The organism is Streptosporangium sp. NPDC002607 (assembly GCF_053592655.1).
On sequence record NZ_JBSFWD010000039.1, the window covers coordinates 25990 to 45411 of the forward strand.

The 19422-nt window shown below is 70.9% G+C and carries 16 protein-coding genes; 5 read left to right on the plus strand and 11 right to left on the minus strand.

Translation table 11 applies throughout. The features are described from left to right. Positions 1-59 precede the first annotated feature (59 nt). The 3 genes from ACWD3H_RS33925 to ACWD3H_RS33935 all read right to left on the minus strand — a co-directional run bounded on the left by ACWD3H_RS33925 (position 60) and on the right by ACWD3H_RS33935 (position 4626). Complete coding sequence (locus ACWD3H_RS33925) at positions 60-1817, minus strand: sigma factor (protein ID WP_451957890.1); 1758 nt, start codon at positions 1815-1817, stop codon at positions 60-62. A 190-nt stretch (positions 1818-2007) separates the two neighbouring features. Further along, positions 2008-3789, minus strand: a complete 1782-nt coding sequence (locus tag ACWD3H_RS33930; protein WP_451957891.1) for a substrate-binding and VWA domain-containing protein — start codon at positions 3787-3789, stop codon at positions 2008-2010. Between the two features lie 210 nt (positions 3790-3999). Continuing rightward, the gene (locus ACWD3H_RS33935; protein ID WP_451957892.1) at positions 4000-4626 is read right to left on the minus strand and encodes a hypothetical protein; all 627 of its coding nucleotides are present in this window, start codon (positions 4624-4626) and stop codon (positions 4000-4002) included. A gap of 188 nt (positions 4627-4814) precedes the next feature. On the opposite strand from ACWD3H_RS33935, the gene ACWD3H_RS33940 reads away from it, so the two are divergent. Further along, positions 4815-5624 carry a DUF4184 family protein gene (locus tag ACWD3H_RS33940; RefSeq protein ID WP_451957893.1) on the plus strand — a complete coding sequence of 270 codons (810 nt, stop codon included), beginning with the start codon at positions 4815-4817 and terminating at the stop codon, positions 5622-5624. Next, complete coding sequence (locus tag ACWD3H_RS33945) at positions 5617-6519, plus strand: TrmH family RNA methyltransferase (RefSeq protein ID WP_451957894.1); 903 nt, start codon at positions 5617-5619, stop codon at positions 6517-6519. Before ACWD3H_RS33940 ends, ACWD3H_RS33945 begins: the two co-directional genes overlap by 8 nt. 58 nt (positions 6520-6577) lie before the next feature. Here ACWD3H_RS33945 and ACWD3H_RS33950 read toward each other — a convergent pair whose 3' ends face one another. From ACWD3H_RS33950 to ACWD3H_RS33965, 4 genes are all read right to left on the minus strand, one after another. Next, positions 6578-7315 carry a hypothetical protein gene (locus tag ACWD3H_RS33950; protein WP_451957895.1) on the minus strand — a complete coding sequence of 246 codons (738 nt, stop codon included), beginning with the start codon at positions 7313-7315 and terminating at the stop codon, positions 6578-6580. A 572-nt stretch (positions 7316-7887) separates the two neighbouring features. After that, the gene (locus ACWD3H_RS33955) at positions 7888-8226 is read right to left on the minus strand and encodes a hypothetical protein (RefSeq protein ID WP_451957896.1); all 339 of its coding nucleotides are present in this window, start codon (positions 8224-8226) and stop codon (positions 7888-7890) included. Positions 8227-8387: 161 nt separating this feature from the next. After that, positions 8388-9308, minus strand: coding sequence for a D-alanyl-D-alanine carboxypeptidase family protein (locus ACWD3H_RS33960; protein WP_451957897.1), 921 nt, complete (start codon positions 9306-9308; stop codon positions 8388-8390). Positions 9309-9448: 140 nt separating this feature from the next. After that, complete coding sequence (locus ACWD3H_RS33965; protein WP_451957898.1) at positions 9449-9982, minus strand: DedA family protein; 534 nt, start codon at positions 9980-9982, stop codon at positions 9449-9451. Between the two features lie 168 nt (positions 9983-10150). Here ACWD3H_RS33965 and ACWD3H_RS33970 point away from each other — a divergent pair, with 168 nt between their 5' ends. Continuing rightward, a complete protein-coding gene (locus tag ACWD3H_RS33970) occupies positions 10151-10696 on the plus strand; it encodes a hypothetical protein (protein WP_451957899.1) in 546 nt (181 codons plus the stop codon). A 6-nt stretch (positions 10697-10702) separates the two neighbouring features. On the opposite strand, the gene ACWD3H_RS33975 is transcribed toward ACWD3H_RS33970, so the two are convergent. The 3 genes from ACWD3H_RS33975 to ACWD3H_RS33985 are packed head-to-tail and all read right to left on the minus strand — an operon-like array spanning position 10703 to position 16081. Continuing rightward, the gene (locus ACWD3H_RS33975; protein ID WP_451957900.1) at positions 10703-14074 is read right to left on the minus strand and encodes a BTAD domain-containing putative transcriptional regulator; all 3372 of its coding nucleotides are present in this window, start codon (positions 14072-14074) and stop codon (positions 10703-10705) included. Positions 14075-14127: 53 nt separating this feature from the next. Further along, positions 14128-15189, minus strand: a complete 1062-nt coding sequence (locus ACWD3H_RS33980) for a lysylphosphatidylglycerol synthase transmembrane domain-containing protein (protein WP_355559654.1) — start codon at positions 15187-15189, stop codon at positions 14128-14130. 34 nt (positions 15190-15223) lie between these two features. Continuing rightward, positions 15224-16081: a PIG-L deacetylase family protein gene (locus ACWD3H_RS33985; RefSeq protein ID WP_355559657.1), complete on the minus strand. Its 858-nt coding sequence runs from the start codon at positions 16079-16081 to the stop codon at positions 15224-15226. 35 nt (positions 16082-16116) lie between these two features. Between ACWD3H_RS33985 and ACWD3H_RS33990 the strand changes: the two genes are divergently transcribed. After that, positions 16117-17241 (plus strand): glycosyltransferase family 4 protein, encoded by a 1125-nt coding sequence (locus ACWD3H_RS33990; RefSeq protein ID WP_451957901.1) that lies wholly within the window; start codon positions 16117-16119, stop codon positions 17239-17241. Between the two features lie 271 nt (positions 17242-17512). Here ACWD3H_RS33990 and ACWD3H_RS33995 read toward each other — a convergent pair whose 3' ends face one another. Next, complete coding sequence (locus ACWD3H_RS33995) at positions 17513-17908, minus strand: hypothetical protein (RefSeq protein ID WP_355564337.1); 396 nt, start codon at positions 17906-17908, stop codon at positions 17513-17515. Positions 17909-18041: 133 nt separating this feature from the next. On the opposite strand from ACWD3H_RS33995, the gene ACWD3H_RS34000 reads away from it, so the two are divergent. Then, positions 18042-19382 carry an APC family permease gene (locus ACWD3H_RS34000; protein WP_451957902.1) on the plus strand — a complete coding sequence of 447 codons (1341 nt, stop codon included), beginning with the start codon at positions 18042-18044 and terminating at the stop codon, positions 19380-19382. Positions 19383-19422 lie beyond the last annotated feature (40 nt).

The following is a 19422-nucleotide window of genomic DNA, read 5'->3' on the forward strand; positions in this document are numbered from 1 at the left end:
CCATGGTTTACCGGATTCCTGGGAGAAGTCTCGGTGTTAGGTAAAACGAGATGCGGGAGTCAGCCGATCTCCCCCTCGGAGCTCGCCCCGGTGGAGGGGGTCGGGGTCGGGTCGGGGGCCGGGTCCGGGGGAGGCGCGGAGGCGTCCGCCTCCGGGTTCTCCCAGGAAATCGCGCATCCGGTGTTGCCCCCGGCGGACCTGAACGCGACCCGTCCCGCGCCGCTCTCCGAGGGATCCCTGGCTGTGACCCAGATCACGGCCCTCGCCCCCGCCTTCAGCCGCCCCCGGGCGGGATGCACGTCGAGCCCGCCGGAGGTGGTCGCCGACCAGGAGAGCGTGGCGTTGCGGGCCGCGAGCTGAATCTGCCCGGCGCCCTCTCCGATGTCCGACGGGCACGAGACGGTCAGCCGCCCGGCCGCGGGAGGCGGGGTGGTGGCGCGGGTGGTGCGGGACGGTCCCGCCGAGGGCCTGCGGGTCGGCGCCGGACGCGCCGCGGTGGGGGTGGGGGCGGGCATCCCGGTCTCCTGGGTCCTTCGCGGAGTGGGGGTCGGCGCGCTCTCCGTCTCCGGGTCCGCTGTCTCCGACTCCTCCGGCGGCAGGTCGGGCGTCGGCTCCGGGCCGGGCTCCAGCGTGATCAGCGCGGGCTCCGTACCCGGTGCGGCCTGGGCGTTCCCCAACGCCCCGCCGGCCAGGTCCTGCCCGCCCACCACGACCACCGCCCCGGTGGCCGCCAGCACGCACACCGCCGCCAGCAGCAGCACGGGCCCCCTGCGCCTCCGCTGCCTCCGCCGCTGCGCCGGCAGTACCTCCGTACGCCGCCCCTCACCCTCCGGCGGCGTTGCCGCGCGCCGGGACCGGGCGTCCGCGGCGTTCCCCGTGGGAGACGCCGTCTGCCCGGTCCCACGGCTCCCCTCGTCGCGCGCCCGCCTGCCGGCCGGGTCCTTCCTCCCCGCCCGCCGGCGACCCGGTGGCCGCTGCCCCTCCGCTGGGAAACCGGTCCTGTCGAAGTGGTCGCCCCGGGCGACGATGGAGGCGCGCTCCTCGCTCAGTTCCGGGTTCAGGCAGGTCTCGATCACCCGGCGGCGCAGCGAGAGCGGCGGGTAGGCCAACGGCACCAGGTCCAGCAGCCGCCCGGCCGAGACATGCCGGTCCCTGCGCTCCACGCATACCTCGCAGCGGCCGATGTGGGCCGACAGCCGCCTGCGCAGGATCGTGGTGAGGGGGCCCTCCCACGAGTCGACCATCGCCGACAGGTCGGGGCAGTGCGCCCGGCCGACCTTGGCGAGCACCACGGCGGCCGCCGCGTTCTCCAGGTGGTCGCGGGCCCGGCAGAGCCTCGCCGTCACCTGCCTGGAGGTCAGTCCGAGCACCGCGCCGACCTCGCCGCCGCCGAGGTCGTGACGGAGCGAAAGCTCCAGCACCTCGCGTTCCTGCCCGCCCAGCTCCGCCATCGCCTCGTGGACCAGGGCGGCCAGCTCCCGCTCGCCCGGGTCGTCGTGGACGTCGGGAGGCGGTGCCGTCCCCCGTGGGCCGCCGCGCTGCTCCGCACCCGCGCATCGGACCCGTACGAGGGCGTACAGCCACGCGCGCAGGCGACCGGGGTCGCGCAGGCGGTCCACGTGGCCCTGGGCCGTAACCAGGGCGTCGTGTACGGCGCCTGCGGCGTGCTCGCGGTCGCCCAGCAGCGAGTGGGCATAGTCGTGGAGACGCTCGGCATAGGAGTCGTAGAGGCTCGCGGGCGCCGTCGTGTCGGCGCGCCGCAGCGTCTCAACGAGTTGTTGATCGTCGGTTCGGCCGACGGTCGGCCATCCGGGCACGGACATTCCTCCCCGCGGGACGGGCTCGTTCACGGGCTTCACCACTCGCCCGTTCCAGGCCCCACACGCGTAGGACGTCACCTCCCCGCAACCGGTTGACCAGACGGGTCAATATCATGCCAACCTGGTATGACCTGGGGAAATTGGTACGGCTGATGCCAATGTGACACCAGCCGTACGCGATGGAGGGTCAGCAGTTGGGGGCGCAGAGCCGGCGCTTCATGCCCTCCAGGAAGAACTTCCTGACCTCCAGGACGTCCTTGGCGATGTACGCGTCACCGCCGGTCGCCTTGGCCAGGGCGTCCATCTGGCGCTTGCCCTTGGGGGCGTCGGGGCCGAACGCGATGATCAGGACGCTGACCGGCTTCTCCGGGTTGAACTGCTCCCTCAGCCGCTTCAGGATCTGCTGGTTGCTGATCCCCCCGTCCGGGTCGTCGTTGCCCGCCCCGTCGGTGAGGATCAGCACCGTGTTGATCTTGTCGCTCTGGTATTCGTCGGTCATCTGCTGGTAGGCGGCGGCGAGGGTGTCGTTGAGCCCGGTGTCGCCGGTCGCCTTGGCCTGGGCGCCGATCAGCTTCTGGTTGATCACGTCCCTGCGCAGCACGCCGTTCATGTCCTCGGTGAGCGGGCCGACCGGGACCGTCTCGCGGTAGTCGACCCCCTGGCCGTCGAGGTGCGTGGAGAACTCCCACAGTCCCAGCTCGCTCTTGGCGGGAAAGAGCTTCATGCCCTCGACGGCGATCCTGCTGATCGCCTGCATCCGGGTCATGCCGGTGCCCGGCACCGGCAGGGCCATGGTTCCCGAGACGTCCAGCAGGGTGACCAGCCTGGTGCCCAGCTTGATCCGGGACCAGGTCTGCGACATCCTCGCGACGGTCTTGCCGTCGGGCGGCTCGATCGCCTGCGGCGCCTTGGCCTGGAAGCCGGCGGAGCCGGAGATCGCCTTTCCGCCCTTGCCGTCCGGGGTGCGGAAGCCCTGATCCTGCAGGGTCTTCCTGGAGGGCTCGCTGGCGAGTTCCTTCTGGAACGCCTCGGCGGCCTTGCGTACGGCGGCGTCCTTGGCGGTGATCACCACCGGGTAGTCGAGGTTGATGGTCCCCTCGGCCGGATAGAGCGGCACGGCGGGAACCTCGGGCTTCTTGACCTTGTTGAACGCCCAGACACCCTGCTCCGAGGCGATGCCCAGCGGGGCCTTGCTGCCCTTGACACCGAGGCTGGACAGCAGCGCGTCCTGGTCGCGGACCGTCGAGGTCGATCCCGACAGGTTCTTGAGCGCGCCGACCAGCTGCTCCTCGCCCGCGCCCGAGGCCGTGGCCACTCCGGCGGCGGCCAGGAGCGCGCCGAGCCCGGCGGCGTTGAGCGAGGGGTCCAGCACCAGCACGCGCACCTTGCGGCCGGGACCGTCGACGTTGGCCACGTTGGCGGCGCTGATCATGCCGCCCCAGCTGGCCTCGCCGAAGCTCTTCTTCAGGTTCGGTATCACCGAACCCGAGGCCACCATGACGATGGGGGAGTGCGCGATGGACGCGCCCGCCTCCGGCGCATCCTGGTTCCTCGCCCGCAGGTTCGCCACCCACAGCCCCGAGTCCGGAATCCACAGGTCCATCGGGGCGGCCTTGCCGCCGACCCCGCCCAGGGAGGAGGCCACGGTCGCCGAGGCGCCCTTGGTCACCGCGACGGTGGTGCACCTGCCCTCGATCTCGTGGGCCGCCTTGTTGAAGCGCTCGGCGATCTGGGACAGGGCGGGCTGGATGTCCGGCGAGGCGGTGATCCGCAGCGGCAGTGCGTCACCCGCGCACCCGCGGTCGCGGTTGATGACCACGAACGCGGCCACACCGAGCAGCACCGCGAGGGCGACGGAACCGGCCAGCGGGACCAGCACCTTGCCGCGTCCCCCACGCCTCCGCCTGGGCTGCGCCTCCCTGTAGGAGCTGTAGCCGTCCTCGAGTTCATCCGTACGGTGACGTCCCACGGTTCCCTCTTCGATGTCGATGTCAGGAAGCTAGCGGGTCACCCTATCGGGAGGTTGTCCGCAATATTCACGGAACTGTACTTGGAACGGTTACTGTGGCAAAACACCCCTTTTGGTGCTGTTATCACCATATGTGTTTACAGTGGCACCCTGCGCTCCGGCGGCCGCCGGTGCCGGGAGTGCTCGTCCGCCGGTGGGGGAGGCGCGTGGTCAGTGCCGGCAGGAGTGCCCGTGCCATGCCCTGAGTCCCTCCCGCGCCGCCACCGCCGCCAGCAGTACCGCCATGGCGGGATCCACCCACCACCACCCGGCGGCGTTCAGTGCCAGTCCGGCCAGCACCCCCGTGGCGAGCAGCGCGCACATCAGGTTCTGCGTCCCCTCGCCGGCGGTCGCCGCCGAGCGCAACCGGATGGCCAGCCGCCGCTTGGCCACCCCCAGAAACGGCATGCCGATCGCGCTGGTCGCCGTCACAGCGATTCCGAGCAGGCTCGGCAGGGGCCGGTGGCCCGCGTCCAGGTCGTGCGCCACATGCAGCACCAGGTAGGGGGCCAGCAGCCAGAAGCTGACCGCCACCGCCTTGCGTGCCCGCTCCTCGGCGTGTGCGGAACCGGTCCTCGAACCGGTGAACCGCCAGACCACGATCAGGCTGGCCGCCGCCTCCACCAGGGCCGACGTGCCCCAGCCGATGAGGGCGACGGAGTGCGCTTCCAGCCCCGCGGCGATGCCGAGCACGCTCTCCGCGCCCAGCCAGAGGAGGGTGGCCGCGGAGAGCAGGCGGGCCCTGCGGGCGTCGCGCAGCCACTCGACGCTGGGCGCCAGCACAATCTGGTCGGTCACGACAACCCCCGAATCCCCGATCAACGGCGTTCGGTAATCTAGTCGTCACAGAGTGTTGGAATGCCGGGAAGCGGCAAAGCTCCCCACAGTGCCGTCTCCGCCGCTCCCCAGGGAGACGGTCTCTCGCCTCCCTGGGCCAAGCCCCGCCCGTACGGCGGCGCGCCCGCGCGCTGTGTTCGTGTCACAGGATGGACCTGCCCCAGTGGATCGTCGGAGGGAAACCCGTGCCGTTCACGCCCAGTCATGTGGCCGCGGTGCTGCCGCTGATCTCCTCGGAGCGGATGCGCCGCCTGCTCGATCCCTGGGCGCTCGCCCTGGGGGCCATGGTGCCCGATCTGCCGATCTTCTTCCCGTTCCTGCCCGACTACATGATCTGGCACTCCTACGAGGGCGTCCTCACGATCGACCCGTTCGCCGTCGTCGTGCTGCTGGCGGTCTTCCATCTGGTGCTTCGCGACCCGCTGACCGCGCTCCTGCCCCCAGGCCTCGCCGGACGCGCCGCTGCCCTGACCCCCGGCATGTACGGGGTGCGGCGGCTGCCCGCCGTGATCGCCGGAGGTGCGGTGGGCGCCCTCACCCACAAGCTCTGGGACTCCTTCACCCACTCCTACAGCTCCGCCATGTGGGGCTGGAGCTGGCTGGACACCCGGGTGGCGGACGTGCTCCCGCTGTTCCGCCTGCTGCAGTACACCTCCACGGTGGTCGGCCTGGCGGTCGTGCTCTGGTGGGCCTGGCGCGGCCTGTCCAGGATGGAGCCCCGGCCGGTCCCCGAGCGGCTGATCATCCCCGCCTGCGGGCGGATGGCCGTGTTCCTGGCCACCGCCCTGTCCATCCTGCTGGGCGCGATCGCCTGGCCCATCGCCTTCCCGCCACGTGGCATGGCCGAACTCGTGACGAGGCTGGGCGCGGGAGTGGTCGTCGGCTGCTCCGCCATGCTCCTCGTCCACGCGCTGATATGGCAGCTCAGGCGGGTCATGGCAGTATTCGAGGGTGCCTGAAGCCATCGACCCCCACCTGGCCGACCAGTTGGCCGACTACGCCGATCTGCGTGACGTCGAGCTGCGCAAGAGCCTGGAGGCCGAGCACGGCCTCTTCATAGCCGAGGGGGAGAAGGTCATCCGACGCGCCGTCGCGGCGGGCTACCCCGTGCGCTCCGTGCTGCTCACCCCCCGCTGGGCCGAGCCCCTCGCCGACCTCCTCGACCCCCTCGAAGGCCGGGTCCACATCGTGGACGACGCCGTCATGGAGGGTGTCACCGGCTTCCAGGTTCACCGAGGCGCCCTCGCCGCGATGGACCGTCTCCCCCTGCCGGCTACCGGAGAGGTCCTGTCCGGCCGCGCCTCCTCCCCGGAGAGAGGGGCCCCGGAGCGGGGCGCCGGTCGTGATCCCGGACGGCTGCCCGGCGCCCGGCCCCGGCGCATCCTGGTCCTGGAGGACCTGGTCGACCACGGGAACGTCGGCGCGATCTTCCGGTGTGCCGCCGCCCTCGGGGTCGACGCGATCGTCCTCTCGCCGCGTTGCGCCGACCCTCTCTACCGGCGAGCGGTCAAGGTGTCGATGGGCGCGGTTTTCGCGATCCCGTATGCCCGCATGGACAACTGGTACGAAGGACTGGAGGAGATCCGAGCGGCGGGATACCGGATGCTGGCGTTGACCCCGGATCAGGGCGCCACACCCATGGACACCGCCGAGATGAGTGACCGGGTGGCGTTGCTGCTCGGGTCGGAGGGGGACGGGCTGTCCTCGCGCTGGTTGCGGGAGGCCGACGAGCGGGTGTGCATCCCGATGAGCCCCACCGCGATGGCCGCGGGCGTGGACTCGCTCAACGTGGTGGCCGCCGCCGCGATCGCGTGCCACGGGTTGATGCGCGGTGCCTCCGCGGGAGAGGCGTGAAGGTAGTGGAAGCCGCCCCGCACCGCCGACCTCACCGTGCGGGCTCGGCGGTCCCCGGTCATGGCCAGGGGTCATCCTCGCCGGGCCCACGGTGAGGAGCAGCGGCCTCGGTTTCCTCAGGGGAGGGAAGCCGGACCTCCGACGTCATCTCCAGGGTGACGGCGGTGGTGGCGGCCAGGGTCGCGATGAAGACGGTCCACAGGAAGGGCGACCAGCCGGGGAAGGCGTGGCTGTTTCGCATGAGCTGAACGGACCACGCGGCTATCTCCGAGATAACGCCGAGAGCGATCGCGCCCCCGAGAACAACGGTGAGGAATCGCGTCGCGTCCAGCAGGTCCATCTCGTCGGTGATCAGTTCTCTGGCCATACGGAGAACCTGGTGACCGGTGAAAAGGAAGGCCATGAGGCAACCGGCCGCCAGCAGCAGGCCGAGAACCGCTGTCGTCCAGGGGCTCAGGGCGGCCTTGACGAGCCACGGCCATGCCGTCTGAATCCACCAGGTCCACGCCGAGACGACCGCGGCGCGGGTGGATCCGCGGCTGATCGGTGCCGCCAGCGCTATGGCGAACACGACGAGAAGATAGATCATCACCTTCAGTGGGCCGTGCGGGCCGATCGCCCAGAACAGGATCAGAAGCAGCACGGCCAGAAACGACAGGTCTACCCACGAGGACAGGTTCGCCTTGAGTAGGGGCGGCGGGAGATAGAGGAGTGGCAGGAGGTCCTGTTCGCCGCGGAGATACGGCATGAAGCCCTGCGGGTTGCCCTGGTAGACCTCCCACGTGTTCCAGAGCACGTTGGTGACGTAGAAAAATATGATCCATCGCGCCAGTTGTCTCCGTCGCGATGGACGACTCGATGCGATGGTAGACCACCTCTTTCGAATCCAGACGAATTCAAAGGGCCATGTCGCAAAGCCCACTATTGAGTTTGGTCGCTGTCGTCTTCGAGTTTCGGCACGGGAACGCCTGGATGCGCCTCCCCACCCTGTGCCCCCCCGCGAGGAATACCCCCGATCGCGCAGCCTTGACTTCGGCACGTCTTCCCTCCGGGCGCGTCTCCAGGACCCCGATGCCATGCGCTTCAGCTCTTACCAGGGTATTGCCCCAGGCGCGTGTGCGGGAAGAAATGTCGGACGCGCGGCTATTGGCCCATTCGGAAGATCTTGGGAACGGTGGAGGCCGCTTCCCGCGCGGTCGCGCCCGGAGAGGCGGTGTCCGAGAAGGCCGTCCGCTAATTCGGTGACTTACTTAGGGGGTAATTGTGGCAACATCTAATTTGATGTGGTCTTGTCGGCGATCTTCTTCCGGCGGTCGGCGGGGATCTCCATGCCCAGGCGACGGTGCCGCTCGGCCGGACAGGTCGAGGTCACGCGCGTTCGACGATCACGACTCCGCCGCGGGCGCCGCACCGCGGCGCGACGTTATCCGCCTCAACGGTGGCCGGTGCTGCGGGGCGGCGCGCGTCCACCTCGATTTCGCTCTGCAGCGAGGGGCCGGGTACGTACACGGTGGCCGGCCAGGGCACCGGCCCGTCGGGATCGGCGTCCACGACCGGCGTGGTGAAGGCGCCGCTGACCGCCATGGCGGCCTCGACCTCCGCCTTGAACCTGCGGCGGAAGGACGGATCACCGGCGAGTTCGGGTCGTACCACCTTCACCGCCACGGACCTCCCGCCGGCCGAGGTGGCGAGGTAGACCCGGCCCATGCCCCCTTACTCCCAGCATCCGGACGATTCTGAATGGTCCGATGGCCGCGGTCTCGTCATCCCCGAGAAAGGTCATTGCCGGATATTGCCGATACGCATGCGTTTCGTCAGGTCGATGATGCTCCAGGGGCGGCCAGGCAGGTGCGGTTCGTACCGCCTGATCACAGCTCGGGCGGCGTCTGCTCGCTCGCCCAGTCCAGGAGCCGCGTCGCGGTCTGGAAGCGCCGGTCGGCGCTGGACTCGCCGAGGATGACGCCGATGAGGCGGTGGCCGTCGCGGTCGGCGGCGAACGACAGGCAGTATCCGGCGGCGCTGGTGTAGCCGGTCTTGAGGCCCAGGACCCCGGGCGTCTTGCCGAGCAGCTTGTTGGAGTTGGTCCAGGAGTGCGCCCGATGGACCTTGGACTTGGCCACCACGTGGCGCCTGCTGGAGGCGATGGTCCGCAGCACCGGGTCGCGCAGCGCGATGTCGGCCAGCTTCGCCTGGTCCAGGGCCGTGGAATGGCCGGGGGCGGGCCTCGGCAGGCCGTCGGCGCTGGCGTAGGCGGTGTCGACCAGGCCCATGGAGCGGGCGGTGGCGTTCATCTTCGCCACGAACCTCGCGTTGCCCGGCCCGTAGACACGGGCCAGGGCGTGGGAGGCGTCCGCGGCCGAGGGGAGCATGACCGCGTAAAGCAGGTCCCTGACGGTCAACCGCTCCCCGGCGCGCAGGGAGGCGTGGGTCGCGCCGTTCGAGGCCGCGTGCCGCACATCCGCCGCCTGGATCGTGACGGTGTCGTCCAGCCTCGCCTCCCTGAGCACGACGTACGCCGTCATGACCTTGGTCAGGCTGGCCACCGGCATCCGCTTGCCGGCCTGCTTGCTCAGGTGGACCGCTCCGGTGCCCGTGTCGTACAGGTACGCGGCCCGTCCCGGCACCGAGGGCACGGAGGCACGCCCTTGCCAGGCGGGCGCGGTGCCTCCGGTGATCAGGGCGGATATCGAGGGGCCGGTGGCCAGGGCCGGCGTCGGAGACGCGGTGACCAGGGTGGCCGTGGCGACCAGCGCCGCGCGGGTGATGAGGCGGATTCCCCCGTGATGCATGCGAGCCATGCTGGCAGAGGCCACCGTCGATATGCGGAAGTTGGCTGTTTGGCTATGGAAAAGTTGACATCGGCGTCGGGTGGGCGAGACCGGGAGAGGCGGCTCTCGGGTGCCGGCGCGTCAAACGGCCCGGGGGAGAATCAGGGAGCGGCGACCTGGCTGTCCGCCTCGCTGCGGGCGACTCGGCGCCGGCGTCGGCGGACGAACCAGGCGATCACCGCGACCGCCGCCACCGCCACCAGGCCCGCCAGGAGCGGCGACCGCACGACCAGCTCCAGCCAGCCCCAGATCACCGAGTACAGGCCGAAGGACGTCACCGGCACCCAGGTCAGGCAGCCGAGCGCGCTGGCCACGACGTACCAGGGATAGGAGATCCGCAGCACCCCGGCCACCCAGGGCAGCGTGTGGCGCAGCCCGGGCACCCAGAAGCAGGCGTAGACGGCGAGCGCGCCCCACTTCCTGACGACCTTCTCGACCCGCAGGATGTTCTCCTGGCCGATCTTGGTGCCCAGCCGGGAGGTGTAGAGCCTGGAGCCCAGGACGTGGCCGACCCAGTAGTAGACCTGGAACGCGCCGAACAGGGCCACGCCGCCGACGATCACCCAGAGCCACAGGGGCATGCCCAGGAAGGACGCGGAAGTCGGGTCAGGGATACCCGCCACAACAGATCGCACTCTGAACGTCACCACCACGGTTGTTCCGCCTGCTTGACTCGATATTAGGGCAGGCTTACCTCATCCGTTATGGCGGAGCCCCCTCAGGCACACAGACTGCAAGCGGACGTCAACTCCAGAGCAACCACCCTGGCATACACCTGGGAGTAACAAAGGAAGGTGTCTGTGATGGGTTCGCGTAGCAGTATGGCGCCGGTGGTGGCGAGTGGAACCGCGAGTGTCGCCAAGCTGCTCGTCGCCACCCTTGCCTTTACCGGAGCCTACCTGGGGGTGGAGACCGCGTACGGCACCGGTGCCCGGACCCCGGCCGGTACGGAGAGCACGGCCGGTACGGCGACGCGGGCACCGGTGCGGACCGTGGTGCTCTCCTCGCAGTCGGTGCCGGCCACCACGGAGCAGGCCCCGGTGGCCGGTGAGGTCACCGTCAGCGAGCTCGACGCGTTCGGTCCCTGCGACAGGCCCTACCGGGTCCAGGGCGTGGTCGGCAACGACGACCCCCGGGCCGCCGTCTCCTACGGCTGGCGCCTGGAGCGCTGGAGCTCGAAGACCCACCGCTGGTACGCCTACCTGGGCACCAGCTCCGGCTTCACCGGCGAGACGCAGACCGTCGAGTGGCAGCCCAGGATCGTCAACAACCCCGGCTGGTACCGCGTCGTGCTCTCGGTCTCCGGCGACGCCCCGCTGCGCAGCGAGAAGTTCAGGGTCGCCTGCTGAGTCGTGTCAGCCGCCGAGGGAGCGCCGCGCCGCCTCCACCCACCGGCTCACGCCGACCCGCTCGGCCACCGCGAGGGCGTTCTCGTAGTGCGGCCGCACCGCGTCGGTGAAGCCCAGCCGCAGCGCCAGGTCGCCCAGGGTCAGGGCGACCGGCCAGAGTGCCACCACGCCGGTGCCGGCGCCCGCGATCCGGTCGGCGAACGGCTTCAGCGTGTCGTACGCCTCGATCATCCGCTCCCGGTCGTCCAGCAGCATGCCCGCCAGGGCCCGCCAGATCATCGCCAGCTCGTAGAGGAAGTCCGGGCGCACCGGCGTCTTCACCGCGATGACGGCCCTCGCGTCGCGATGGTGGCCCGCGGAGGCGAGGGCCACCGCGTAGGCGTCAAGTGTCCATTTGGCCCCGCGCTGGTGCGCCTCGGCCAGCGGCTCGACCATCTCGGCGGCCTGCCCGTTGACCAGGTTTAGGCAGAACGTGGTGATCAGCGGCAGGTCCTGGCGGCCCTCCAGCATGCCGGCCCTGGCGGTCAGCCGGGCGGCGTCGCGGTAGGCGCGCTCCGCCCCGGCGAAGTCACCGGCGATCATCAGGCGCTGCCCGGCGTACCAGGCGACCACGGCGGCCGGCGCGGGCAGGCCGTACTGCCTGGCCAGCTTCTCGGTGGCGGCCACGTGCGCGTCGGCCTCGGCGAACGCGCCCGAGGCGGCCGCGCACTCCATCAGCACGAGGTGGGCCAGTGCCTGCACCGAGATCTGCCCGGTCGCCCTGCCGACCTCCAGCAGTTCCCTGCCGATGACCTCGCGCTCGCCCACCGGCGTGATGCCGTACGACTGGCGCAGCCGCCCGCTCAGCGCGGTCGCGAGCAGGGCGGGGTCGCCGGATCGCCTGGCCAGTTCCTCGGCCTCCAGCGAGGCCTGCTCGCCCCGGGGAGTGGCCGACCCCTCCAGCTCCAGGGCGAGCGTGGCCAGCAGGCTCGCCCGCAGCGACTGCTCACCGGCGGGCAACTCGACCAGCGCCTGCTCGGCGACGTCGACGATCTCCCAGGCGGTACGGGTGAAGTCGCGGGCCATGCCCTTGTGCGGCACCGCCAGCGAGGCGGCCACCCGGGCGGTGAGCTCCAGGTTGCCCAGCGGCAGTGCGGCGTCCATCGCCTCACGCCGCCGCCTGCGGGCCGCGGCCATGTCGCCGCAGAGCGCCAATGCCTTGATCAGCCGCAGGGTCAGCAGCAGGCGCTCCCTGGTGCTGTCGGGGGTGTGGGTGATGCCCGACCTGTCGAAGGCGGCGATGGCCTGCTCCCACAGGGTGGCGGCCTCGCGGTGGGCGAAACGGCGCTCGGCCTGCTCGGCGGCGAGCTGGGCGTAGTGCACCGCCTTGATGGCGGTCTCGCTGGTGCCCGCCGAGTCGTAGTGGTGGGCCAGCGCGGCCACGTCACCGGGATTCCTGCGCTCGATCACCGCGGCCACCGCGGCGTGCATCCGGGAGCGGCGCAGGCGGGAGGCGTCGGAGTAGAGCGTGTCGCGGACCAGGTCGTGGTCGAATCGGAGCATGCCGGGGCCCGGCTCGGTGACCAGCCCGGCGAGCAGCGCCGCCTCCACCGCGTCGACCACGGCGTCCTCGTCGCCGGAGACGTCGACCAGCACGTCCACATCGACATCGCGGCCGATCACCGCGGCCTGCAGCAGGATCTGCTGGGCGGCCGCGGGCAGCCGGGAGATCCGCCTGCGCAGCACGTCACGGACGCCCGACGGCACTCCGGAGATCACTTCGGCGGCCGTCGCACGGTCGCTCACCGCTTCGGCGTCGAGCAGGCGCACCGTCTCGCGGACGAAGAAGGGGTTGCCGCCGGTGCGCTCGACGATGCTGTTGACCGCGTCCTCGTCGACCTCGCGCACGCAGGTCGCCCGGACCAGCTCGGCCACCGCCTTGGTGTCGAGTCCGGTGAGACCGACCCGGACGGGACCGAGCCTGGCCAGCGCGGCCAGCACGTCGGCCTGCTGGTCACTCAGCTCGCTGTCGCGGCAGGTCACCACCAGCAGCACCCGGCTGGTGGCCAGCAGGCTCGGCAGCGCGCGGAGCAGCGCCAGCGTCTGGTCGTCGGCCCAGTGCAGGTCCTCCAGGGTCAGCAGGATCGGCGTCTCCTTGGCGACGGCGGCGAGGTAGCCGCCCACCGCCCGGTGCAGCCGGAATCCGCCGGAGGCCTGGTCGTCGTCGGGCTCGGGGGCCGCGTCGTCCAGCAGCGGGGCCAGCAGCGCGGCGTACTCGCCCGGACCGGCCGCGCTCACCAGGGTGCGCAGGATCTCGACCCAGGCCCAGCCAGGGGGGGTGGCACTGCTGTCGGGGCAGGCCCCGGAGGAGATGCCCCACCCGTCGTCGGACAGCCGTCTGTTGAGCTGGCGGACCAGGGTGGTCTTGCCCGCGCCCGCGTCACCGCTGATGATCGCGACCGTGAAACGGCCGGTCCTGGCCGCGGCGGTGGTCAGCCTGCTCAGCTCCGCGTCGCGGCCGACGAACGGCTCGGGCTCCAGCGGGGGAAGCTCCACCTGGGCCACCGTGGGCCGGGGCGGCCAGGTGTCGGCGGTCACCTGCTGGCGCTGCCTGGCCGGCGGCGGGGCGGCGAGCTGCAGGCCCGGGTCCTGGGACAGGATGTCGGACTCCAGCTTGCGCAGCGCCGGGCCGGGGTCGATCCCGAGTTCCTCGGAGAGGATCGTGCGCGCCCTGCGCAGCGCCGCCAGCGCTTCGCCCTGCCGCCCGCAGCGGTACAGGCCCAGGGCCAGCAGCCGCCAGCCCTCCTCACGGAGCGGGTGCTCGGTGGTCAGCGCCTCCAGGTCGGGCACCGCCTCCGCGGGCATGCCCATCCGCAGGCCGCTGTCGGCGTACCGCTCACGGGCCACCAGACGCAGCTCGGCGAGCCGGTTGACCTCGGCCTCGGCCCACGGCTGGTCGGCGAAGTCGGAGTACGGGGTGCCGCGCCACAGACCCAGGGCCTTCTCCAGGCGGGGCCGCGCGGAGGCGGGGTCGTCGCCCTCCAGGTGCTCTCCGGCGGTGCGGACCAGCGTCTCGAAGCGGAGCGCGTCGACCTGCTCGGGGGCGGCGCGCAGCGCGTAGCCCGAGGCCACGGTCACCAGCAGCCGGTTGGGACCTCCGCGTGGCCGGCCGGGCTCCAGCACCCTGCGCAGCCGGGAGATGTAGACCTGAAGGCCCGACTGCGCGCCCTTGGCCGCGTCGTCGTCCCACAGGTCGTACAGCAGGGAGTCAACGGGAACGACCTGCCCGCGCGCGACGAGCAGGCGCGCCAGGACCGCACGTTGCCGGAGCCCGCCCAGGTCGAGCTGGTCCTCACCGGAATGCGCCTCGACCGGGCCGAGAACTCGGAACGCCACCATGTCAGCCGCCACGCTATGTGGGCCTTCCAATCGCACACAAGGTATTTCCCAATCTAGCGGCCGATCGACTCCTTTTCAGGGGCCGGTGTGGCGTTCTCACGCCGGCGCAGGAACGACCATGCGCCGAGCGCCAGTCCACCGAAGGGGATTTCGACAGTGTAGGTCCAGAACCCGAAAAGCAGTGCGGCGGCGGTGGCGGAGTCCAGCGGCGCACCGAAGAAGACCAGCGCGCCGATGGTTCCCGCCTCCATTATTCCCGTACCGCTGGGGGTCACCAAAGCCGTGGTCAGCACCCGGGACAGGGCGAAGGCGGCGATCGACTGGGCCAGACCCGGGTAGGCGCCGGTCGCGTGCAGGCAGACGACCAGGATCAGCCACTGGAAACCGAGGAAGAAGATCATGGCCAGGGTCAGCCCGGCCCAGCGGTTCCGCACGATCTCGGAGGTGTCGGCCCGCAGCTTGGCCAGCGCCTCGGAGGCGGTATGGCGGCCGGGGCGGATCCGAGGGGGGAGCAGGCGGGCGAGGGCATCGAGGACCCGGCCCAGGACGCCCGCGGCACGGTCCCAGTAGAGCGCGACGGTCACCACGGCGACCAGCACCAGGATGGACGTCGCACCCGCCCAGCCGGCACTGGTCACCGCGGGGCTGAGCGGCTGCCCGCTGAACAGCAGGGCCACGATTCCCACCGCGGGCAGCAGGAACCGGAACAGGGTGTTCCAGATGCCGCTGGTCAGCGTGGAGACCATGACGGCCCGGACGGAAAAGCCCCAGCCCTTGGTCATCGCGAACGTCATCGCCACTCCGGCCGCGCCGCCGAAGGGGAGCAGGTTGCTCACCGCGCTGCCGCCCGCGTTCAACGTCAGGGCCTGCAGGTGGGTCAGGCCGGGCAGAGAGGCGGTCAGCACGAACGTGTAGGCCAGCAGGCTGAGCAGCCAGACGCCGGCCATCAGCGCGACCTCTCCGGGACCCAGCCCGGCGAACTGGGCGCCGATCTGTGACCAGGAGACGTGCTTGCCCGTCATGGCCGCCACTATCTGGGGCAGGAAGATCACAAGTGTGGCGGCCAGCGCCAGCGACGCGACCGACAGCCCAACCTGGAGCAATCTGCTCTTCACGTAACACCCCCGCCCCAGTGTGCCGCTTCCGGACTCATCCTCGGGGAGGAATTTCGAACGGGTGCCTCAGGCGGGAGCCCAGGGGGACGTCCCGCCTGACGTACCACTCGGTGCCGAAGACCAGCCGGTAGAGGGGTTGGGGGATCTTGAGCATGACTCCGAGCGTGCGGGTGTCGGCGCCGGTGGCCTGGGAGGCGTGGGCGGCCATGCTCGCCCGCTTCTGGCGGGCGAAGCGCCGCACGCCGACCCGGTGGGTGATCACCTCGCCGGGGGAGTAGGCCCGCTCGAAGGCACGGATGTCGAGCTGCGGGTAGAACCTCCGGACGAGCCGCAGTCCTCGCAGCAGGGGGTCACGGTTGACCGTGGCCTCCAGCACGATCGGGGTTTTCGCGATCTCGGCGGCCCGGCCGCCGACCCGGTGCACCTGGACGTGGTCGGGGTGCCCGTAGCCCCCCGCCGGATCGTAGGTCGTCAGCAGGTCGGCCTTCTCCTCGGTGAGGATGGCGGCCAGCCGCCGGGCGGCCTCCTCCGTGTCGGCGTCGATGAAGGCGTTGTCCGGCCTGTCGTCGGCGATTCCGCCGCCGGGAGCCAGCCCGGAGTCCCCGTAGCCGAGGTTCACCACCCGGGCGCAGCCGAGCGCGGCCGCCGACGCGTACAGCTCGGCCATCCGGGCGGCGCCCAGTGCCTCACCGGGTTCGAGGTCGGCCTGGCCTCGCTCACCCGAGGTCGCCACGACGAGCACCACCCGGTGTCCCTCGGCGGCGAGCATCGCCATGGTGCCCGCGGTCAGCAGGGCCTCGTCGTCGGGATGGGCATGAAAGAACACCGCTGTCTTGACGTTGCTGATCAGGCTGACTCCGTTCGCGAGGGCTGGATGTGCCCTCGGGGGCACGCAGGCATGATCTCACGCGGGTCTACGCTGGCATCGTGAGGATCCTCCACATCAGTGACTGTTACCTGCCGCGCCTGGGTGGGATCGAGGTGCAGGTCGCCGATCTGATCCGGATGCAGCGGGAGGCCGGTCACCATGTCGAGGTGGCGACCGCCACCCCGGGGGAGCCCCTTCCCGGAGTGCACAGGATCGTCGCGGGACTCCCCTTCGACCTGCCGGTCCACCCGTTCGGGGTGGGACACCTGCTCCGTCTGGTGAAAGCGCGGCGCCCCGAGGTGGTGCACGTGCACACCGGCGCGGTCTCGCCGTTCGCCTGGATGGGCGTGCGGGCGGCGACGCGGGCGGGGCTGCCCCTGGTCGTCACGGTGCACAGCATGTGGGACCCGGTCACCAGGGCGCTCTACCGAGGGCTGCGGCTGCTGTTCGGATGGCACCGCTGGGGGCTGGTGGGCACCGCGGTGAGCGAGGCGGCCGCCCTGCCGATCCGCGCGGTGGCCGGTCCCGGCGTGCCGGTGCACGTGGTCTCCAACGGCCTGGACGTCTCCGGCTGGCGCGTCGCACCCCCTGCCGTGGAGTCCGTTTCTGTGGATTCCGTACGGTCCGACCCGGTGCATGTCGTCGCGGTGGGGCGGCTGGCGCCCCGCAAGCAGCCGGTCCGGCTGCTGCGGCTCCTGCGGGAGGCCCGTGCCCTGGTGCCTCGGGAGACGCCGATGCGGGCCACGATCGTCGGGGACGGCCCGGCCCGATCGCGGATGGAGCGCTATCTGAGGGCCAACGGGATGACCGGCTGGGTCTCGCTTCCCGGCCGCTACAGCCGCGACCAGATCCGCGAGCTGCTCGCCGTGACGGACGTGTTCGTCGCTCCCGCGCCCCGCGAGTCCTTCGGGCTGGCGGCGCTGGAGGCCAGGTCGGCGGGGGTGCCGGTGGTGGCACGCGCGCAGAGCGGGGTGGCCGACTTCGTCCGGCAGGGCAAGGAGGGGTTGCTCGGGCGGAGCTTCGACGACCTGGTCGCGTCGGTGGCCAGGCTGGTGCGCGACCGTGAGCTGCGCCAGGCGATCGCGGCGAACAACCGGGAGACCGAGCCCGTCCGCAGTTCCTGGCCCACGGTGCTCGAAGGCTTCGAACGCTGCTACGAGCAGGCCCGCGCCCGCGGGGTCTGACGGGTCCGGCCCGGTGCGGGCTGGGGAGCACCCCGCCGTCGCCTCGGGCCGGCGCTTCCCCGCTCCGGGCCCGCGCGGGTGGGGACCGGGACGCGGGTGGGGACCGGGACGCGGGTGGGGCCGGGGCGGGGTGAAACGGGCGAGGCCCCTGCCGTGCGGTGGCAGGGGCCTCGGGAGATGTTCGGTACGGTCGCCGCGCCGCACTGCCCCCCGCAGGCGGAGCGGCGACCGTACCGGGAGTGCCTCCTGTCGCCAGGAGGCACGGGTCCGGTTACGAACAGGCGGCGGCGAGCTTGGTGGTCGCCTCCTGGATCTTCGTCCCGAGCGTCCCGAGGGTCGAGGCCGAGGCGGCCGGGTCGTTCGGGTCGATCTTGATCGCACCGAACGAGGTGGAGAGGTCGGTGAGCGCGGTGGCCACATCGCCGTCGGCCGTGCCGGCCAGAGCCTTGAGGTCGGCGGCGAGCTTGGCGGTGGCGTCGTTGAACTTGCTGAGGTCACCGGCGCTCGCCGTGGCGGAGGTGCTGTAGTCCGTGAAGATCTTCGTCCAGGCGGCCTCGGTGCAGATCGCGTCGTTGCCGGACGAGCCGCCGCAGGCGGCGGTCATCGATATGAGAGCGGCTCCCGCGGCGGCGACAGCGATACGGCGGGAGGAAAAGGCGCGGAACATTTTTACCTTTCATTGCATTTCGTGACAGGTGGGACGGTAAGGCCAGGGACTTGCGCGTCACTTTCACGGCACTTACAGAAGTGACTCAAGTGACCTGGTGTGATTTCGTCCTCGCGGTGGGTAAGAGCGGGGTATGGCTGAGGTGATCGTCGAATCCGGTTCCGGTCAGCGCTCGCTCAAGCGGGTTATCGGGCGCAGGGTCCTGCTTCTGTTCGTGGTGGGCGACATCCTTGGCGCGGGGATCTACGCGCTGGTCGGGAAGGTCGCGGGCTATGTCGGGGGAGCCCTGTGGCTGCCCTTCCTCGTCGCCTTCCTGCTGGCGGCGCTGACGGCGACCGCCTACGCCGAACTCGTCGGTAAATATCCGCAGGCCGCGGGTGCTGCGCTTTATGTGAATAAAGCGTTCAATATCCCCTTTGTCACTTTTATTGTGGCATTCGCGGTGATGATGAGCGGGATCACCTCGGCGAGTGCCGCCGCACGGGCCTTTGGTGGCAACTACCTCGCGGAGTTCGTCACGCTGCCGGTCGTCGTCGGCGCGTTCATCTTCCTCGGCCTGGTCACCCTGGTGAACTTCGCCGGCATCTCCGAGTCCATCAAGGTCAACGTGGTGCTGACGATCATCGAGGCGTTCGGCCTGCTGGTCATCATCGCGATCGGGATCTACGCCCTGCTGTCCGGTGACGGCGAGCCGTCCCGGGCCCTGGAGTTCCACCCGGTCAACGGCGCCTTCCTCGGCGTTCTGGGAGGCACGGCACTCGCCTTCTACGCGCTGCTCGGTTTCGAGGACTCGGTCAACCTCGCCGAGGAGGCCAAGAACCCGCAGCGGGACTTTCCCCGGGCGCTCTTCGGCGGCCTGGCCGCCGCGGCGATCATCTACATGGGGGTCGCGTTCACGGCGACCATGCTGGTCGACACCAGGACGTTGACCACCTCGTCCGGCCCGTTGCTCGAAGTGGTCAAGGTCGCCGGGCTGGCGTTCCCGCCCAAGTTGTTCGCTCTGATCGCGCTGCTCGCGGTGGGCAACACCGCGTTGATCAACATGCTCATGGCCTCGCGCCTGGTCTACGGCATGGCGCGGGAGGGGATCGTGCCGCGAATCTTCGCGTCGGTCCATTCGACGAGATCCACCCCGTGGGTGGCCATCGTCTTCACCGTGGGGGTCGCGGCGGTGCTGGTCGCCACCGGCGACGTGGGCAACCTGGCCGACACCACGGTGCTTCTACTGCTCTGCGTCTTCATGATCGTCAACGTGGCCGTGCTGGTCCTGCGCAGGGAGCGCGTGGAGCACGAGCACTTCCGGGCGCCGAGCTGGATGCCCGCCCTGGGGGCGCTGGTCTGTCTCGTCCTGGCGCTGCCGGTCACCGGCAGGGGGGCGGACGTCTACATCCGAGCGGGGGTCCTGCTCGCGATCGGGATGATCCTCTGGTTCGTCAACCGGCTCTTCCTGTCAGAAGGGCAGAGCTCGTCCTGAGGGGGTGCGGAGGTCGAGGGGGGCGGGTTTCCGGGGCGGC

Coding starts and splice junctions, on each gene's coding strand:
- ACWD3H_RS34000 (WP_451957902.1), top strand. CDS start 18,042: ATGGCTGAGGTGATCGTCGAATCCGGTTCCGGTCAGCGCTCGCTCAAG.
- ACWD3H_RS33970 (WP_451957899.1), top strand. CDS start 10,151: ATGGGTTCGCGTAGCAGTATGGCGCCGGTGGTGGCGAGTGGAACCGCG.
- ACWD3H_RS33940 (WP_451957893.1), top strand. CDS start 4,815: ATGGACCTGCCCCAGTGGATCGTCGGAGGGAAACCCGTGCCGTTCACG.
- ACWD3H_RS33995 (WP_355564337.1), bottom strand. CDS start 17,908: ATGTTCCGCGCCTTTTCCTCCCGCCGTATCGCTGTCGCCGCCGCGGGA.
- ACWD3H_RS33975 (WP_451957900.1), bottom strand. CDS start 14,074: ATGGTGGCGTTCCGAGTTCTCGGCCCGGTCGAGGCGCATTCCGGTGAG.
- ACWD3H_RS33955 (WP_451957896.1), bottom strand. CDS start 8,226: ATGGGCCGGGTCTACCTCGCCACCTCGGCCGGCGGGAGGTCCGTGGCG.
- ACWD3H_RS33960 (WP_451957897.1), bottom strand. CDS start 9,308: ATGCATCACGGGGGAATCCGCCTCATCACCCGCGCGGCGCTGGTCGCC.